The sequence below is a fragment of the Rhodoferax lithotrophicus genome (assembly GCF_019973615.1).
Classification (GTDB): domain Bacteria; phylum Pseudomonadota; class Gammaproteobacteria; order Burkholderiales; family Burkholderiaceae_C; genus Rhodoferax; species Rhodoferax lithotrophicus.
Genome location: NZ_AP024238.1, coordinates 342803 through 359362 on the forward strand (window position 1 = coordinate 342803; position 16560 = coordinate 359362).

16 protein-coding genes and 1 tRNA gene are annotated in these 16560 nt (G+C 54.3%); 14 read left to right on the top strand and 3 right to left on the bottom strand.

Translation table 11 applies throughout. The features are described from left to right. Positions 1-6 precede the first annotated feature (6 nt). The 11 genes from infA to LDN84_RS01630 all read left to right on the top strand — a co-directional run bounded on the left by infA (position 7) and on the right by LDN84_RS01630 (position 10124). Complete coding sequence (gene infA / locus LDN84_RS01580; protein WP_223907181.1) at positions 7-225, top strand: translation initiation factor IF-1; 219 nt, start codon at positions 7-9, stop codon at positions 223-225. A 31-nt stretch (positions 226-256) separates the two neighbouring features. Then, positions 257-370: a 50S ribosomal protein L36 gene (rpmJ, locus tag LDN84_RS01585; RefSeq protein WP_012348927.1), complete on the top strand. Its 114-nt coding sequence runs from the start codon at positions 257-259 to the stop codon at positions 368-370. 24 nt (positions 371-394) lie between these two features. Continuing rightward, on the top strand, positions 395-760 hold the full coding sequence (gene rpsM, locus LDN84_RS01590; RefSeq protein ID WP_223907184.1) for a 30S ribosomal protein S13: 366 nt from the start codon (positions 395-397) through the stop codon (positions 758-760). Positions 761-779: 19 nt separating this feature from the next. Beyond that, on the top strand, positions 780-1184 hold the full coding sequence (gene rpsK / locus LDN84_RS01595) for a 30S ribosomal protein S11 (RefSeq protein WP_223907188.1): 405 nt from the start codon (positions 780-782) through the stop codon (positions 1182-1184). 78 nt (positions 1185-1262) lie between these two features. After that, entirely contained in the window at positions 1263-1886 is a 624-nt protein-coding gene (rpsD, locus tag LDN84_RS01600) for a 30S ribosomal protein S4 (RefSeq protein WP_223907191.1), read from the top strand. A 105-nt stretch (positions 1887-1991) separates the two neighbouring features. Further along, on the top strand, positions 1992-2981 hold the full coding sequence (locus LDN84_RS01605) for a DNA-directed RNA polymerase subunit alpha (RefSeq protein WP_223907194.1): 990 nt from the start codon (positions 1992-1994) through the stop codon (positions 2979-2981). Positions 2982-3050: 69 nt separating this feature from the next. Beyond that, positions 3051-3452, top strand: a complete 402-nt coding sequence (gene rplQ / locus LDN84_RS01610) for a 50S ribosomal protein L17 (protein ID WP_223907195.1) — start codon at positions 3051-3053, stop codon at positions 3450-3452. A gap of 16 nt (positions 3453-3468) precedes the next feature. Continuing rightward, positions 3469-3545, top strand: a tRNA-Met gene (locus LDN84_RS01615). 583 nt (positions 3546-4128) lie between these two features. Next, a complete protein-coding gene (gene ald, locus LDN84_RS01620; protein WP_223907198.1) occupies positions 4129-5247 on the top strand; it encodes an alanine dehydrogenase in 1119 nt (372 codons plus the stop codon). Between the two features lie 94 nt (positions 5248-5341). Continuing rightward, complete coding sequence (locus LDN84_RS01625; protein ID WP_223907201.1) at positions 5342-7309, top strand: ATP-binding cassette domain-containing protein; 1968 nt, start codon at positions 5342-5344, stop codon at positions 7307-7309. A gap of 82 nt (positions 7310-7391) precedes the next feature. After that, on the top strand, positions 7392-10124 hold the full coding sequence (locus LDN84_RS01630; RefSeq protein ID WP_223907204.1) for an EAL domain-containing protein: 2733 nt from the start codon (positions 7392-7394) through the stop codon (positions 10122-10124). Between the two features lie 6 nt (positions 10125-10130). On the opposite strand, the gene LDN84_RS01635 is transcribed toward LDN84_RS01630, so the two are convergent. Then, positions 10131-10619, bottom strand: a complete 489-nt coding sequence (locus tag LDN84_RS01635) for a MarR family winged helix-turn-helix transcriptional regulator (RefSeq protein WP_223907207.1) — start codon at positions 10617-10619, stop codon at positions 10131-10133. Between the two features lie 330 nt (positions 10620-10949). On the opposite strand from LDN84_RS01635, the gene LDN84_RS01640 reads away from it, so the two are divergent. Continuing rightward, positions 10950-12284, top strand: a complete 1335-nt coding sequence (locus LDN84_RS01640; protein ID WP_223907211.1) for a chloride channel protein — start codon at positions 10950-10952, stop codon at positions 12282-12284. A 94-nt stretch (positions 12285-12378) separates the two neighbouring features. Here the strand turns inward: LDN84_RS01640 and LDN84_RS01645 are convergent, their stop codons facing one another. After that, entirely contained in the window at positions 12379-13548 is a 1170-nt protein-coding gene (locus LDN84_RS01645) for an MFS transporter (RefSeq protein ID WP_223907214.1), read from the bottom strand. Between the two features lie 106 nt (positions 13549-13654). Next, positions 13655-14470, bottom strand: a complete 816-nt coding sequence (locus LDN84_RS01650; protein WP_223907216.1) for a M14 family zinc carboxypeptidase — start codon at positions 14468-14470, stop codon at positions 13655-13657. Positions 14471-14572: 102 nt separating this feature from the next. Between LDN84_RS01650 and LDN84_RS01655 the strand changes: the two genes are divergently transcribed. Both LDN84_RS01655 and LDN84_RS01660 read left to right on the top strand, forming a co-directional pair. Continuing rightward, a complete protein-coding gene (locus LDN84_RS01655; protein ID WP_223907219.1) occupies positions 14573-15079 on the top strand; it encodes a flavin reductase family protein in 507 nt (168 codons plus the stop codon). Positions 15080-15211: 132 nt separating this feature from the next. After that, a complete protein-coding gene (locus LDN84_RS01660) occupies positions 15212-16558 on the top strand; it encodes an HD-GYP domain-containing protein (RefSeq protein WP_223907222.1) in 1347 nt (448 codons plus the stop codon). Positions 16559-16560 lie beyond the last annotated feature (2 nt).

Genomic DNA, 16560 nt, shown 5'->3' on the forward strand with positions numbered 1-16560 from the left:
TTAAATATGGCAAAAGATGATGTAATTCAAATGCAGGGTGAGATAGTTGAAAATTTACCCAATGCTACATTCCGAGTCAAACTCGAAAATGGTCATATTGTGTTGGGGCATATTTCTGGAAAAATGCGAATGCATTACATAAGGATATTGCCTGGAGACAAAGTGACTGTTGAGTTGACACCCTACGATCTAAGCCGTGCACGAATTGTGTTTCGAGCTAAGTAAATATATTTTAGAAATTGTTTAGGAGAACGCAATGAAAGTTTCGGCTTCGGTAAAGAAGATTTGCCGCAATTGCAAAATCATTCGACGTAAAGGTGTTGTGCGTGTGATCTGTACAGATCCTCGGCATAAACAACGTCAGGGTTGAGCGCAAGAGTTATAGAGGACCAAAATGGCACGTATCGCTGGTATTAATATTCCCCCGCAAAAACATTCTGAAATTGGCTTGACTGCTATTTTTGGTGTTGGTCGCAGCCGCGCACGCAAGATATGTGAATCTTGCGGAATTGATTTTTCCAAAAAAATCAAAGATCTTACAGATCTTGAGTTGGAAAAAGTTCGTGACGAAGTTGCGAAATTTACGATTGAGGGTGACCTCCGTCGTGAGACAACGATGAATATCAAACGTTTGATGGATATTGGCTGCTACCGCGGTTTCCGTCATCGTCGTGGTTTACCATTAAGAGGTCAACGGACGCGTACAAATGCCCGTACGCGTAAAGGTCCGCGCAAAGCAGCGGCATCCCTGAAGAAATAACGGCTACTGAAAGATCACTATGGCTAAAGCACCCGCAAATAACGCTGCTCAACGTGTACGCAAGAAAGTACGCAAAAATGTTGCTGACGGAATTGCACACGTTCATGCTTCCTTTAATAACACGATTATTACGATCACTGATCGGCAGGGAAACTCTTTATCTTGGGCATCTTCTGGTGGACAGGGTTTCAAAGGTTCGCGTAAATCAACTCCATTTGCCGCTCAAGTAGCATCAGAAGTTGCAGGTCGTGTTGCTATTGATCAAGGCATTAAAAATCTTGATGTCGAAATCAAAGGCCCAGGGCCTGGTCGTGAGTCATCTGTTCGTGCTTTGGCCGCGCTTGGAATTCGTATCAACATGATTTCAGATGTGACCCCAGTACCTCACAACGGTTGCCGCCCACAAAAGCGTCGTCGTATCTAAGTTTATTAAGCCCACCGCCACAGACTACCTGCTTGTGGCTCCCGCAAAAAATGCGGAAGATAAATAAAGGAAATTAAAGTGGCACGTTATCTAGGCCCCAAGGCCAAACTCTCCCGTCGCGAAGGAACAGATTTATTTCTTAAGAGTGCACGTCGCTCAATTGGAGATAAGGCAAAGTTTGATTCCAAACCAGGCCAGCATGGCCGTACTTCTGGTGCACGTACATCGGATTATGGTGTGCAATTGCGTGAGAAACAAAAAGTAAAACGCATGTATGGTATTCTGGAAAAGCAGTTTCGTCGCTATTTTGAAGAAGCTGATCGCAGAAAAGGTAACACAGGTGCAAACCTGTTAGGTCTTCTTGAATGTCGTTTGGATAATGTTGTCTACCGTATGGGATTCGGATCCACACGTTCAGAAGCTCGCCAATTGGTTTCCCATAAAGCGATGCTTGTAAATGGAAAATCAGTCAATATACCTTCATTCATGGTGAAGTCTGGTGATGTTGTTGCTGTTCGTGAAAAATCAGCCAAGCAGAATCGGATTGTAGAAGCTTTGCAGTTGGCTCAACAAGTTGGAATGCCTGCTTGGGTGGATGTTAATGTTGAGAAAGCAGAAGGTGTATTCAAATCTGTTCCAGATCGTGATCAGTTTGCAGCTGATGTGAATGAGTCTTTGATTGTTGAGTTGTATTCACGCTAATTTCACTCACTGGTTTTTGTTTTGCTGAGAGGGCCTTCGTTGGCCTTCCTGCGTTTAGTCAGCCTTACCGATGTAACGAGTCGGGGGTATTGAGAGGATTTATTCATGCAAGCTAGTTTACTGAAGCCAAAAACAATTCATGTCGAGCAACTTTCGACAAATCGGGCAAAGGTTGTTTTGGAGCCTTTTGAGCGTGGCTACGGTCATACTTTGGGAAATGCGTTACGTCGTGTTCTGCTTTCATCTATGCCAGGCTACGCGCCAACAGAAGTGACAATTGCAGGAGTACTTCACGAGTACTCATCCATCGATGGCGTTCATGAAGATGTAGTTAACATTCTCTTGAATTTGAAAGGTGTTGTCTTTAAGCTTCACAATCGTGACGAAGTCACGTTGAGTTTACGCAAGGACGTTGAAGGGGTTGTTTCGGCTGCTGATATTCAAACGCCGCATGATGTCGAAATCATAAATCCAGAGCATGTAATAGCTAACTTGTCGCATGGCGGGAAGCTTGATATGCAAATTAAGATTGAGAAAGGTCGCGGGTATGTACCCGGAACAGTTCGACGTCATGGTGATGAGCCGAGCAAATCAATTGGCCGCATTATCTTGGATGCATCATATTCGCCAGTCAAGCGTGTAAGCTATACAGTAGAGAGTGCACGTGTTGAGCAGCGCACTGACTTAGATAAGTTAATCGTTGATATCGAAACTAATGGTGCCATCACGGCAGAGGATGCTGTTCGCGCTTCGGCCAAAATATTGGTAGAGCAATTGGCTGTTTTTGCTCAACTGGAGGGCGGCGAAGTAGACACAATCGTTTCTTCATCTTCAAGATCTAGTTCTCAATTCGATCCAGTACTTTTACGTCCAGTTGATGAATTAGAATTAACGGTACGTTCTGCAAACTGTCTAAAAGCTGAAAATATTTACTACATTGGTGACCTGATTCAGCGTACTGAAAATGAGTTGTTGAAGACACCAAATCTGGGACGTAAATCACTCAATGAAATCAAGGAAGTATTGGCTTCCCGTGGTTTAACTCTTGGCATGAAACTTGAGAGTTGGCCACCAGCTGCTCTTGAAAAACGTTAATTTCACGAATTGGTTTTAAACACTTGACAGTACCTTGTACGGCTGTCTTAAATAATTAAAGGAATTGTTATGCGTCACGGATTAGGCTTGCGAAAATTAAATCGAACATCGTCTCACCGATTGGCAATGCTTCGGAATATGATGAATTCTTTGATCGAACACGAAGTTATCAAAACCACTGTACCAAAAGCTAAAGAACTACGCCGAGTTGTTGAGCCGATGATTACGTTAGCAAAAGAAGCAACTGTTGCTAACCGTCGATTGGCATTTGATCGATTGCGTGATCGTGACAGTGTTGTAAAACTTTTTAATGAGTTGGGCCCGCGCTTTAAAGCTCGCCCGGGTGGTTACACAAGAATACTTAAAATGGGTTTCCGTGTTGGTGATAACGCACCGATGGCCCTCGTTGAGTTCGTAGAACGTAGTTCTTCAGAAGTATTTACTGCTGAAGGCCAAGTTGCTTCAGAATAAGCTATAATTAAGATATCGCGCGATGGAGCAGTCTGGTAGCTCGTTGGGCTCATAACCCAAAGGTCGGAGGTTCAAATCCTTCTCGCGCAACCAAAAAAGTTGAGTATTCAACTGAAAAAAGCCCACAAAAAGTGGGCTTTTTTTTAGTCAAAAAGGGCTTGCCTGCAGCTATACATCACAGATATACCGGGTTCGACAGCTAAATGCTCCAACACACTTCAATTTCCAAGTAAATCAACGACTTGTCCGTTTGAAAATCTGATTTTGTAATTGCACGAATTTAAGTTTTTATATTGGCAACACTGTTATAGAGTGATGGTGTTTTTAGCAAATTCCCCCGCTCTGGCCCCAATCGTTACGTTCAACTTGTCATAGGCATATCGCAATGTAGTTAGGGGTCGCCTAAGCAGTGAGCGGTCGCCTCGCTAGGGCGGTTCAATCAACTCAAAACTGAGTTCAAATAAACGTGTTTGACAAAGGTGGGGAAGTCCTTGTAGTCGAACTCGGGAGTTCAGGATCGGCGTGTCAAATTTTCTGAACAAGACATCACCGGTTCGGATCAACACTGAAAATTCATTAGCAAAGTGAATGATGGGCTGCAAAATTTGATGTTTCTAGCCATGTGATGCGGCTTGCTCCACACTGCGGATCTTCAAAACACCATCGGAGACAAGTCATGTTGATCGGCTGCCCCAAAGAAATCAAAAATCATGAATACCGTGTCGGTCTTACGCCGGTTAGTGTGCGCGAACTTACCCAGCACGGCCACAATGTATTGGTGCAGCGGGGTGCAGGTGCTGCGATTGGACTTCTGGATGAGCATTACGTGGCGGCTGGAGCACAACTCGCCAACGATGCGGCGCAAGTGTTCGCCCAGGCTGAAATGATTGTCAAGGTCAAAGAACCCCAGCCGCAAGAGTGTGTCATGCTGCGGCCAGGGCAAGTTCTCTACACCTACCTGCATCTGGCACCTGACCCGGAACAAACGGCAGCGTTGGTCAAATCAGGTTCAGTGTGTATCGCTTATGAAACCATCACCGGTCCGGGTGGCGGTTTGCCGCTACTGGCCCCGATGAGTGAGGTAGCTGGCCGCATGTCGGTGCAGGCAGGTGCGGCACATCTGGAAAAATCCAAAGGTGGCATGGGCGTGTTGCTCGGAGGGGTGCCCGGTGTGCCTGCAGCCCATGTGGTGATTCTGGGCGCTGGCGTGGTGGGCACACACGCCCTGCAAATGGCGGTGGGTATGGGAGCCAAAGTGACCGTGCTAGACAAAAATGTGGAACGCTTGCGCCAGTTGGATCTGGTGTTTGGCAACCGCATTCACACCCTGTTTTCCAGCGTCCAAACAGTGGAAGACTCGGTGCTGGACGCTGATCTGGTCATCGGAGGCGTGCTGATTCCAGGTGCTGCTGCGCCCAAACTGGTCACCCGCAGCATGATCAGCCGCATGAAACAAGGTGCCGTGGTGGTGGATGTGGCCATTGACCAAGGAGGCTGTTTCGAGACCAGTCATGCCACCACCCATGCCGAGCCAACGTTCATGGTCGATGGTGTGGTGCATTACTGTGTGGCCAATATGCCCGGAGCCGTGGCGCGCACCAGCACATTTGCCCTCAACAACGCCACCATCGGTCATGCCGTGGCGTTGGCTGACAAGGGCTGGAAAACCGCTTTGAGAGACAACCCGCATCTGAAGAATGGCTTGAACGTCTGCGCCGGGAAGGTCACGTTTGAGGCGGTGGCCAACACCTTGGGCTACCCCTATGTGACGGCTGACAGCCTGTTGGCGGGATGAAGCCGTAACACCGGGCCAGGCAAATTCTCAGAGTTTCGGCATCCAATGGGGCGAAGGATGCGAGCCTAGCCCCATCCCGGATAATCATGCCCATATGGCACTCATCACACTACTTGACGCCCAGCTGGCTTTTGGGCACGTCCCGCTGCTGGATCACACCACTTTTTCTCTGGAGACCCAAGAGCGCGTAGGCCTGATCGGCCGCAATGGCGCAGGCAAGTCTTCGCTGCTCAAAATTTTGGGCGGCTTAGAAAAACCTGACGATGGCACCCTCCAGGTGCAAAACAATATCCGCATTGCCTATGTAGCGCAGGAGCCTCAGCTGGAGGCAGATGCTACTGTATTCGTAGCTGTTAGCGCAGGTATGGCAAGGGTCATTGCCCTGATTGATGAATATTCCCAGGGGCACGGTGATCTGGATGCCATGCAAAGCGAAATCGAAGCGCTGGACGGTTGGAACTGGGAGCAGCGCGTTGCTGAAACCCTGCACCGGCTGCATCTGGAGCCTGAGGTGCTGATTGGCACGCTCTCTGGCGGCAACAAAAAGCGCGTGGCGCTGGCGCAGGCTCTGGTGGCCGCGCCGGATGTGCTGCTGCTTGATGAGCCTACCAATCACCTGGATCTGGACAGTATTGAGTGGCTCGAAGGCCTGTTGTGCGATTTCAAAGGCTCCATTGTCACGGTGACGCATGACCGCAGTTTTCTGGACAACGTGGCCACCCGCATCGTCGAGTTGGATCGGGGCAAGTTGCAGTCGTATCCCGGTAATTTCGCCGCCTATCTGACCCAAAAAGCCGAGCAGGCCGCGCAAGAAGCGGTGATTAACGCACGCGCCGACAAGCTGCTGGCTCAAGAAGAAGTGTGGATTCGCCGTGGCGTGGAAGCGCGGCGTACCAAGGCACAAGGGCGCATCAACCAGCTGGAGGTCTTGCGCGCCAACCGTGAAGCCCGCCGTGATGCGCTGGGCAGCGTCAAACTCGATGTGGCCAGCGGAGCCGTCAGCGGCAAGTTGGTGGCCGAACTCACCCATGTGAGCAAGAGTTTTGGCGAGCGCAAAATTGTCGATGATTTCTCCACCGTGATCCTGCGCGGTGACAAGGTTGGCCTGCTCGGCCCCAATGGCGCGGGCAAAACCACGCTGCTCAAACTGATTCTGGGTGAGCTCAAGGCCGACCCGGCCCCGCTCAACGCACCCAAACCGGGCCCTGGCGAGAGTGCCTGGGGCACGGTGCGCCAGGGGGCCAACATCACCGTGGCTTACTTTGACCAGATGCGTAATGCGCTGGATCTGGATGCCACGCTGGAAGACTTCATCAGCCCCGGCAGTGAATGGATCGAAATCGGCAACCGCCGCCAGCACGTCAAAAGCTACCTGGGGGACTTTTTGTTTTCGCCAGCACGGGCCAACTCGCCGGTACGCAGTTTGAGCGGCGGCGAGCGCAATCGCCTGCTGCTGGCGCGCCTGTTTGCCCGCCCGGCCAATGTGCTGGTGCTCGATGAGCCGACCAATGACCTGGACATCGACACCCTGGAGCTGCTTGAAGAGTTGCTGCAGAACTTTGACGGCACGGTGTTCCTGGTCAGCCACGACCGCACCTTTCTGGACAACGTGGTCACCAGCACCATTGCCTATGAGGGGGATGCCCACTGGCGCGAGTTTGAAGGCGGCGTGCAGGATTGGCTGACACAGACCAAGCGGGCCAATGAAATTGCCAAAAATAAAGGTCAAAAAGGCACGCAGAGCTTTAATTACGGGCGTGAGCAGCTATCAAAAAAGAATGTTGCAGAGAATTTGCCAGTTCCCCCTGTTCCCTCGACTCCCGTGGCTGCGCCCGGCAAAGCGCGCAAACTCAGCTTCAAGGAGCAGCGTGAGCTTGAATCCTTGCCGGATCTGATTGCCAAGCTCGAAGCCGAGCAACAAGACATCAACAGCCTGCTGGCCGATGGCAGCCTGTATGCCATTGACAATGCCCGTGCCCTCAAACTGGCCACCCGCAGCGCACAAATTGACGACGAATTACTGGCGGCGCTAGAACGCTGGGAGCAGCTCGGAACGACATAAAGGCTTTTAGCGTGATTTAATCCCGATCATGCTGAGAAAATCTCGATGGTTCGTCTTCTTATATTGCTTTTATAGTGCAAGTGTGGCACAGGCTGTTTCGCCTGTGCACATTGGTGTACTGTCGTTTCAAAGCAAGGCAGACACACTGGCCCAGTGGTTGCCGACCGCGATGGCGTTGGCACACTGGGTGCCAGAAACACAGTTTGAAATCGTGCCGCTGACTTATGAAGAGCTGGATGCGGCGGTTCAGGAGGATCGGCTCGACTTTGTGCTGACCAACCCTGAGCATTATGTGGTGCTGCGCAACAAGCACATGCTGCGCCCAATGGTCACCATCAACCAGCGGGTGGGTGATCAGGTGGTGGATCACTTTGGCAGCGTCATTTTTACCCCTGCCAAAAGCAATATTCACACCCTGGAACAGGTGCGTGGCAAACGTGTTGCGGCTGTTGGGGTGAATTCACTCGGTGGCTTTTTGATGGCGGCGGACGTGTTTCGTGACAACCAGCTCATCTTGAACAACTCCCGTGATGTGCAGTTAAGTTTTTTAGGTGTGCCGCACGAACGTGTGGTGCTGGCGGTGCTGGCTGGCCAGGCCGATGTCGGGATTGTCCGCACGGGAGTGCTGGAGCAAATGATGGCTGCGGCCAAGCTGGATTTGACGCAACTGCGTGTACTCAATCTTCAGCCTGCAGATCGGTTTCCCCAATTGCTGTCAACGGCCCTGTACGCCGAGTGGCCCTGGGCAGCCATGCCCCACACGCCACCAGCATTGACCAAGGCCGTGTTGGTGGGGTTGCTGCAAATCCAGGCAGACTCCGAGGCGGCTCGTGCTGGGCGCTACCAGAGCTTTTCAATCCCCGCAAGTTATTCACAGGTCGAAGATTTGATGCGACGCCTGCAGGTGTATCCAGGACAAGACCAGATGCACACTTGGCAGGATGTATGGTGGCGTTATAAGCACTGGATTGAGGTGTTGGGCGCTTTGCTGTTGTCTTTTGGGCTGCTCATGTTGGCCCATTTGTGGCGCAGCAACCAGCGCCTGAAAGAGCTCACCCACCTGAACCGGGAGGCACAAACTTCGCTGGAGCTCACTGCTGCGGCCTTTAATAGCCAGGTGGGGTTGATCGTCACGGACGGGCTCACGCGTATCCAGCGCGCCAACCCGGCCATGACCAGTATTTTGGGCTTTGCCGAGGCTGATCTGGTGGGGCAGGTCACTGTGGTGTTGCGTGGTGCAACCGTGTTACACGGCACCATGCGCAAGATGTGGGAAGTCGTGCAGTCGCATGGTCGTTGGCAGGGTGAGTTGATGTGCCGTCATCGCAGTGGCTCGGACGTGCCTTGTATGGTGAGTATTTCCACCATTCGCAATCCTGCAACAGGCCTGACCGGTTTTGTGGGCTCGTTTGCAGATATCTCGGCGCAAAAGAAGTCAGCCGACGATATTCGCCAGCTTGCCTACTTTGATCCCCTCACGGCTTTACCCAATCGGCGAATGTTTCTTGAGCGTTTGCAGACTACGCTGGAGTCTGCGCTGCTAGAGGGTACGTTGGCCGGTGTGATGTTTATTGATCTGGATCATTTCAAAAACCTCAATGATGCCCATGGCCATTCGGTGGGAGACCAATTGCTCAAGCTCATGTCGGGTCGCCTGCGCTTGCTGATTGGTCCCAATGACCTGGCTGCTCGTCTGGGCGGGGATGAGTTTGTGGTGATGATGTCGGGCCTGAGTACCAGTGAAGAACAGGCCTTAAGCCAAGTGATGGAGATGGCCGAACGTATTCATCACGCCTTGCTGGATCCTTTTGAACTCGATACCCACAATGAAACGGGTTTGTATGCCCAAGCCTTGCACTACACCTGCAGCGGCAGCATTGGGGTGGCCTTGTTTGGTTTGATTGATGAACCGCTGACGGAAGTTCTTAAGCGTGCGGATGTGGCCATGTACAAGTCCAAGCAGGATGGCCGCAATCTGATTCGCCAGTATGACCCGCAGGCCCAGAAAGTTCTCAACGCACGCATGGCCCTGAGCAACGATCTGAATCTGGCCCTGCGTGATGGCCAGCTCAAACTGCTCTACCAATTACAAGTGGATGCGGAAAACCAGGCCAGAGGGGCGGAGTGCCTGATGCGTTGGCATCATCCGCAGCATGGTCAGGTATCACCCGTGGAATTTATTCCGCTGGCTGAAGACTCCGGGGCCATTGTGGCCATGGGGGACTGGGTAGTTCGTCTGGCTTGCGAAACCCTGGCGCGCTGGGCTCAAGTGCCACAACTGAGTCACTTGACCCTGAGTGTGAACGTGAGCCCGCGCCAGTTCACCGAGACTGATTTTGTGGCGCGTATATCCCACATCCTGCAGGATACGGGCGCTTCACCGCATCTGTTGCGCCTGGAGGTCACCGAAGGCATCGTGATGCAGGACAAGCATGAAGTGATTGCCAAAATGCGTGAGCTTTGTGCACTGGGCTTGAGTTTTTCAATTGATGACTTCGGCACGGGGTATTCATCGTTGTCTTACATCCAAACCCTGCCTCTGGCCGAACTCAAGATTGACAAGGCTTTTGTGAATGAACTCACCACCAGTGAAAGAGCCCAGGCGATTGTGAAAGCCATCATTGCCATCGGGCATAGCATGGGCATCACACTGGTTTCTGAAGGTGTGGAAACACAGGCTCAAAAAGACCAACTGCTGGCGCTGGGGTGTACTTTGCTGCAAGGCTACCTGATCACCCGTCCGATTGAATGTGCTGCCCTGGAGGATCTTGTCATCTCCAGGCACAGTTCCCCCATGATGTATTCGCTGATCTGAACAAGCTTACAACTGCGCCAGTGGAATGTTTTCTGCGGCAACGTCTACTTGAAGCCGTGTGATCAATTCAGCCAGGTCTTGATCAAGCCTCTGCAGGGTGTCGGTGGGCAAGTCATCCAGGGCGGCTGGTAATACCCCTTCAAATGGCCCCGGCACTTTCGTCAGCAGTTCTTGAGCCAGTGGCGTGATGTGCAAGTGCACATGGCGTTTGTCCTGAATACCTTTGTCCATGCGGATCAGGTCCTTTTGCAGCAAGCCCCGCACCAGATTGCTGGCAGTGGATTGGTGCACGTCCATACACTTGGCCAGCTCGCCGAGCCCGATACCTGGCTGGTCGCGGATGGCGTTCAGTGCCCATACCTGTGCGCCCCCCAATCCGACCTGTTTTTCAATTTGCTTGAAATGGCTACGCACGGCGTTGAATACCACCCGAAAGCGGCGCAGCACCTGGATAGAGGGGGGCGTTGGTAACGTGGGTCTATTGGAACGCGGCATAAAAGCGGATGTGCAAGAGTGAACAGCCCGCCATCTTAGAGCTGAATGGGGTCTGTTGGACAGCTTTCCAGTGCTCCTGACGTTGCACTGGGCCAGTTGATCCAACGCAAAAGCGGTTCCTGTGCCAAAGGCGCGCCGCTCGATCAAATCGTGGATCAAACGGACCGTTTGACAGGGGAAGCCAAAAGTCACTTGAACGGCTGTGGTCTGCCCTAGACGTTGTGTTTTTGGGGGGTATTATCCTTAAATACATTCGTATAAATATAATTCCAGACGGGCATGTCTCCAGAGATGTCATCGTGCCAAGTGCACCATACTTTATAAAAATCCATGCATGCAAACGTTAACCGGGATGAAATTCTCCAAGCCATACGCAGCGAGATGGTGGACTGGCGTGTCTGGGCAGGGCGCATTCTGGTGATGGCCTTTGCCGCCTTGGCAGGGTTGACGGTGGTTGCTTTCACCTGGATGACCGAACTGGCTTTTGGTGCGTTTGAACAGGTGCAGCACCGCTACACCTGGTGGCCGCTGATATGGACACCACTGTGCACCGCGGCCATCGTGTGGGTGACGCGTCGTTATGTCATCGGTACCGCGGGCTCTGGTATTCCGCAAGTCATGGCGGCGCTGGACAGCCGCGTGGCACCCACGCAGCGTGGCCTGTATGTGTCGCTGAAATTGAGCTTGTCCAAAATGGCCCTGGCGACCTGGGGCTTGCTGGCCGGGCTCTCTCTGGGGCGTGAAGGCCCTTCGGTGCAAATTGCCGCCGGGGTCATGCACCATGCACGACGCTGGTTACCTGACAAATCGCAGGTGTCGGAGCATGGCTTGCTGATGGCTGGCGGGGCTGCCGGTATTGCCGCTGCCTTCAATACACCGCTGGGTGGTGTGATGTTTGCCATTGAAGAGCTGTCCCGTAAACCCGAGCAACGCTCTAGTGGCTTGCTGATGGCCGCCATTGTGCTGAGTGGTTTGATGGCCGTGTCGGTCTACGGCAACTCTACTTATTTTGGGGTCATCCGGGTGGACAACCTGAGCTGGGGGCTCTTGCTGCCAGGCTTGCTGGTGTCCGTGTTCTGCGGGCTGACAGGTGGCTTGTTTGCACGGCTGTTACTGGTGTCGATCAAGGGGCAATCCATGGATCGGTTCAGTCAATGGCGTCAGCGTCGTCCGGTGGCATTTGCAGCGGCTTGTGGTCTGGCCGTGTCCGTGATTGGCTTGGTCAGCCAGGGCCAGACCTTTGGTTCAGGTTATGCACACAGCCGTGCCATGCTGGAGGGGCACGATGACCCTCATTCGCTGTATGTGCTGCTGAAGTTCATGGCCACCTGGCTGACCGCCTGGGCGGGTGTGCCGGGCGGCATTTTTGCGCCCGCCCTGTCGATTGGCGGGGCTTTGGGCAATGATGTGGCGCACTTGACGCACTACGCCAATGCCCCCACGCTGATGGCGCTGGGTATGGCCGGGTTTTTGGCGGCCGTCACACAAGCCCCTCTGACGGCCTTCATCATTGTGATGGAAATGGTCGATGGTCACGCTCTGGTACTCAGTCTGATGGCCACGACCATGGTGGCCAGCGGGGTATCGCGCTTGTTGAGTGTGCCGCTGTACGGCGCGCAGGCGCAAATACAGTTGCAGCGCCTTCCCAAAGCCGATCAGGCATAAAAAAGGAGCCCCGAAGGGCTCCGAACTCGCTTGCTTTTCTGATCGCTAAATAAGAACCGCTTCTGAATTGTATTTTGGCAAATGTAATTAAGTCCTAGGGTTTACCCTTGGTTTGGGCGCGGGTTTGGAGCCAAACAAGGGCCGCGCCAGCGACACCCACCGGGATCAAGGAGCCCGCGTTGAGCAACTGCCAGCCTTGTGTGGTGACCAGCACGCCGGAGGCGAATGAGCTCAGCGCCGTGGTCGCAAACACGCAGAAATTCAGTGCCCCCTGGGCCCGGTCCTTCTCCTCTGGCGTATAGGTTTGCAGTGACAAGGTGGTGCTGCCGGTGAACAGGAAGTTCCAGCCAACACCCAGCAAGAACAGCGCTATCAAAAACTGCTGCAGGTCGATGCCAGATAGCGCAATGGCAATACACGCGGCGTTCAGCAGCACGCCTATACCCATGATGGGCACTACGCCGAAGCGTTTGATCAGGTGGCCGGTGAAAAAGCCCGGCGCAAACATGCCAATCACATGCCATTCCAGCACCAGTGCTACATCCGAAAACGGCAAACTGCATTGCTGCATGGCCAGCGGTGTGGCGGCCATCAGCAGATTCATGACCCCAAAGCCCAGGGCTCCACACGCTGCCGCCACCATGAAGGTGGGCTGGCGCATGATTTCGCGTAGAGGGCGACCCTCGTCATGCGGCTTTTTGGCAGGTGCTGGCGGAAAAGTGATGAACGCCAGCACCACCATCGACAACAGCGCCACACCGGCCAGCGCCAGGTAGGCTCCCATGAACGGCACAACGGTCAGACTGCGGGTCAGGGCCGCCAGATTGGGGCCTGCCACGGCCCCTATCAGACCACCGGCCATGACCATCGACACCGCTTTTTCCTTGTACCCCACTGTCGCCAGTTCGGCTGCGGCAAAGCGGTACAGGTTGGCATTGGCGTTGTAATACCCGGCGACCAAGGTGGCGCTGCACAACAGCCAGAAATTCTGGCTCCAGGCGGCGTAGGCGCACAGCAGGGCACTCAGACAAGCCACCCACAAGCCCATCTGGAACGAAGTCTTGCGGCCAAAGCGGTGCTGCGTCTTGGCCACCAAACCGGTTGAAAATGCCCCGCCCACCACATAACCCATCACCGGCAGCGTCGCCATCCAGCCCAAAGGCGCCAGGCTGAATCCGACCAGGCCATTGATGGCGATAAAGGTCACGTTGTTGGTCAGGAAGAGTCCTTGGCAAATGGCCAGTAGCCAGAGGTGTCGGTTCATAGAGGTGCGGGGTGGGTTGCAGGAGCGCTTGCGAGTGACCGCGGTGGATGTTACGTGGCCCAGCTCAAGGTCGCCTGGATAGTGGGCTGCGGCTTGTTGTGAGGTGTTATCGGCTTGCCAGCCGTGTCTGCTTCATCCAGGTGCGTAAATCGCGCCACATCTTGAGCATCTCGGCATCGGTCGGTGTACGCAAGGCACTGGGGAGCTCGACGGTGACCACCGGCATGGCATTGTGTACACCCGCATAGTTACCCAGTGAGCCGGGAAACACACCCACCTGATCCAGGTACAGCCGCCCCAGTCTGGTTGGTGGCATCACCGGGCCGTCAAAGTCCAGCACGCCGTAGGGGGCGTGGATGCTGACAATCACATCGGGCTTGAAGCTACCCATCTGATCATGCAAGAACTTTGATTCAGGTTCGCTCAACGGCGTTTTGCCGGGCCAGCGGCGCGGGTCTTTGTGGGTGAGTTTCTCCCAGTAATTTTTGGTTTCGAGCTGCCAATTGGGGGTGGGAAAGTTGCGGTTCAAGTCCACCCCATGGGCGTTCATGCGCCGTGCCGGCTGGCGCAGCAGGCCGTCAGGGTTCAGCACCGGAATAAAACGCCAGTGGGTGGCCTCGGGCGCGGCTTGCGCCAACGCCAGCCAGTGCAGCGCGACCGAGGCCGAGGAAAACTCGTCGCCATGCATGGCCGCGACCACCAGCACACGTAATTTGGCGTTGTTGGGATGAATGTCGCGCAGCATCAGGGCTCGACCCTGTACGCTGCGCATCCCACTGGGTTGCAACTGCGCTTGCTGGCAAAGTGCCAGCGAAACGTTTGGCAGTTTGGCATAAAAACCATCACAAACCTTTATTTCATCTGCGTAAGCAGCTGCGAAATGTGTAGCAAAAAGAACGACCAAGATGGGGATGATGCGCATGCTTGAATTTTAGAGGCCAGCCAGTCAGCGCCTGTTCACCCCCGGCATAACCCTGATGTTCACCGAGTCGATGCGATATCGGTTAAATTTCCCGGCATGCTCATGTCCCCTTTGCGCGCACGCGCGCCTCAATTTTCCAGTCCCGAATTTCGTACCGCTTTAGGCATGTTTGCCACTGGCGTGACCATCGTGACCGCCCGTGCCCAAGATGGGCAACTGGTGGGTCTGACGGCCAACTCGTTCAACTCGGTGTCACTCTCGCCGCCCCTGGTGTTGTGGAGCCTGGCCCAGGCAGCTTCCACCATGGATGCGTTTCGTCAAGGCAGCCACTACGCCATCAATATCCTCGGGGCCGATCAGCAGGCGCTGGCGTTGCGTTTTGCCACGCGGGGTGTGGACCGGTTTGCCGATGTGGACTTTGTGGAAGGGGCCTGCGGCGCACCGTTGCTGGCCGGTGCGGTGGCCACCTTCGAGTGTTTTAACCGCAGTCGTTATGTGGAAGGTGATCACGTGATTTTTGTCGGCGAAGTGGAGCACTGCGCCCATCGCGCCGGGGCTTCACCGCTGCTTTACCACGGGGGAAAGTTTTATGCCGAACACCCTCTTTAGCTCCTTAATTAATAGCTGTTAGCGCATGTTTCATAAGCGCTAGAGGCTATTTATTGTAAGAATGTGTATCCAGAACTCGCTCCGTCGGGTGTGTCATCGCTGACGACGGTTCATGTTGGACAGGAGCCCAAAGTGCAATCGCTGAAACTTGCTGAACTCATGGGCGCGTTGAGTCATGCGCTCGACATCACAGAGGGTCAGCCCGAAGGCCACTGTGTGCGCTGTTGCTGGATTGGCATGCACATCGGTCAACGTCTGGGCTTGTCCAATGACGAGCTGTGGACGTTGTATTACACCCTGCTGCTCAAAGACCTGGGTTGCTCCAGCAATGCCGCGCGGATCTGCCAGCTGTATGTCACGGACGACCTGAGCTTCAAGCGTGACTTCAAATGGGTGGATGGCAGTTTGCCCCAGGTGCTGCGTTTTGTTTTGCGCCAAACCGGACCACAAGCCGGATTGATGGATCGGCTGCGGGCGCTTGGCGGCATTCTGAAACATGGTGACGACATCGCCCAGGAGTTGATCCAGACGCGTTGCACCCGTGGTGCCGACATTGCCCGCCAGTTGCGTTTTCCTGAAAGTGTGGCACAAGGCATCCATGCGCTGGACGAGCACTGGAACGGCCAGGGCCGCCCGGACCATTTGGCGGGCCACCGCATTCCCGTCAACGCCCGTATTGCCTTGCTGGCCCAGGTGATTGATGTGCACCATGCCGCCAGCGGCCAGGCCACCGCCTTGGCCGAAGTGCAGGCGCGCCGTGGCAGCTGGTTTGACCCCGAACTGGTGGATGTGTTTTTGGCGGTCTGCCAAGCACCCTTGTTTTGGCAGATGCTGGGCTCGACCGAGTTGGAGCGCACGGTGTACGCCATGGAGCCAGGGGGCCATGAGGTGCGTATGGACGAGGATTACCTGGATGACATCACCGAGGCCTTTGGCCAGGTGGTGGATGCCAAAAGCCCGTACACCGCTGGCCACAGTGCCCGTGTGGGCTTGTACACCGCGCTGCTGGGTGAAGCCATGCAGGTGCCGGAGTCGCGCCGGCGTTGGCTCAAACGCGGTGCGCTGTTGCACGACGTGGGCAAGCTGGGGGTGAGTAATGCCATTCTGGACAAACCCGGCAAGCTGGATGATGCTGAATGGAAAGCCGTACAACGCCACGCCAGCTATACCGAGGCCATCTTGAGCCGGGTGCGGATTTTTGACGAATTGGCGGTGGTAGCGGCCGCGCACCATGAGCGACTGGACGGCAACGGCTACCCCAAGCGGTTGGCCGGGGCCGACATCACACTGGAAACCCGCATCATCACCACCGCCGACATCTTTGATGCCATCACCGCCGAGCGGCCCTACCGGGGGGCGGTGCCGGTGGACCAAACCCTGGGCATCATGGCCGAAAACGTCGGTACGGCCTTGGATGCCAACTGCTTTGCCGCGTTGAAACACCTGGTGGCGCGCAGTCCTGAGCTGTTTCCTGGTTGAGT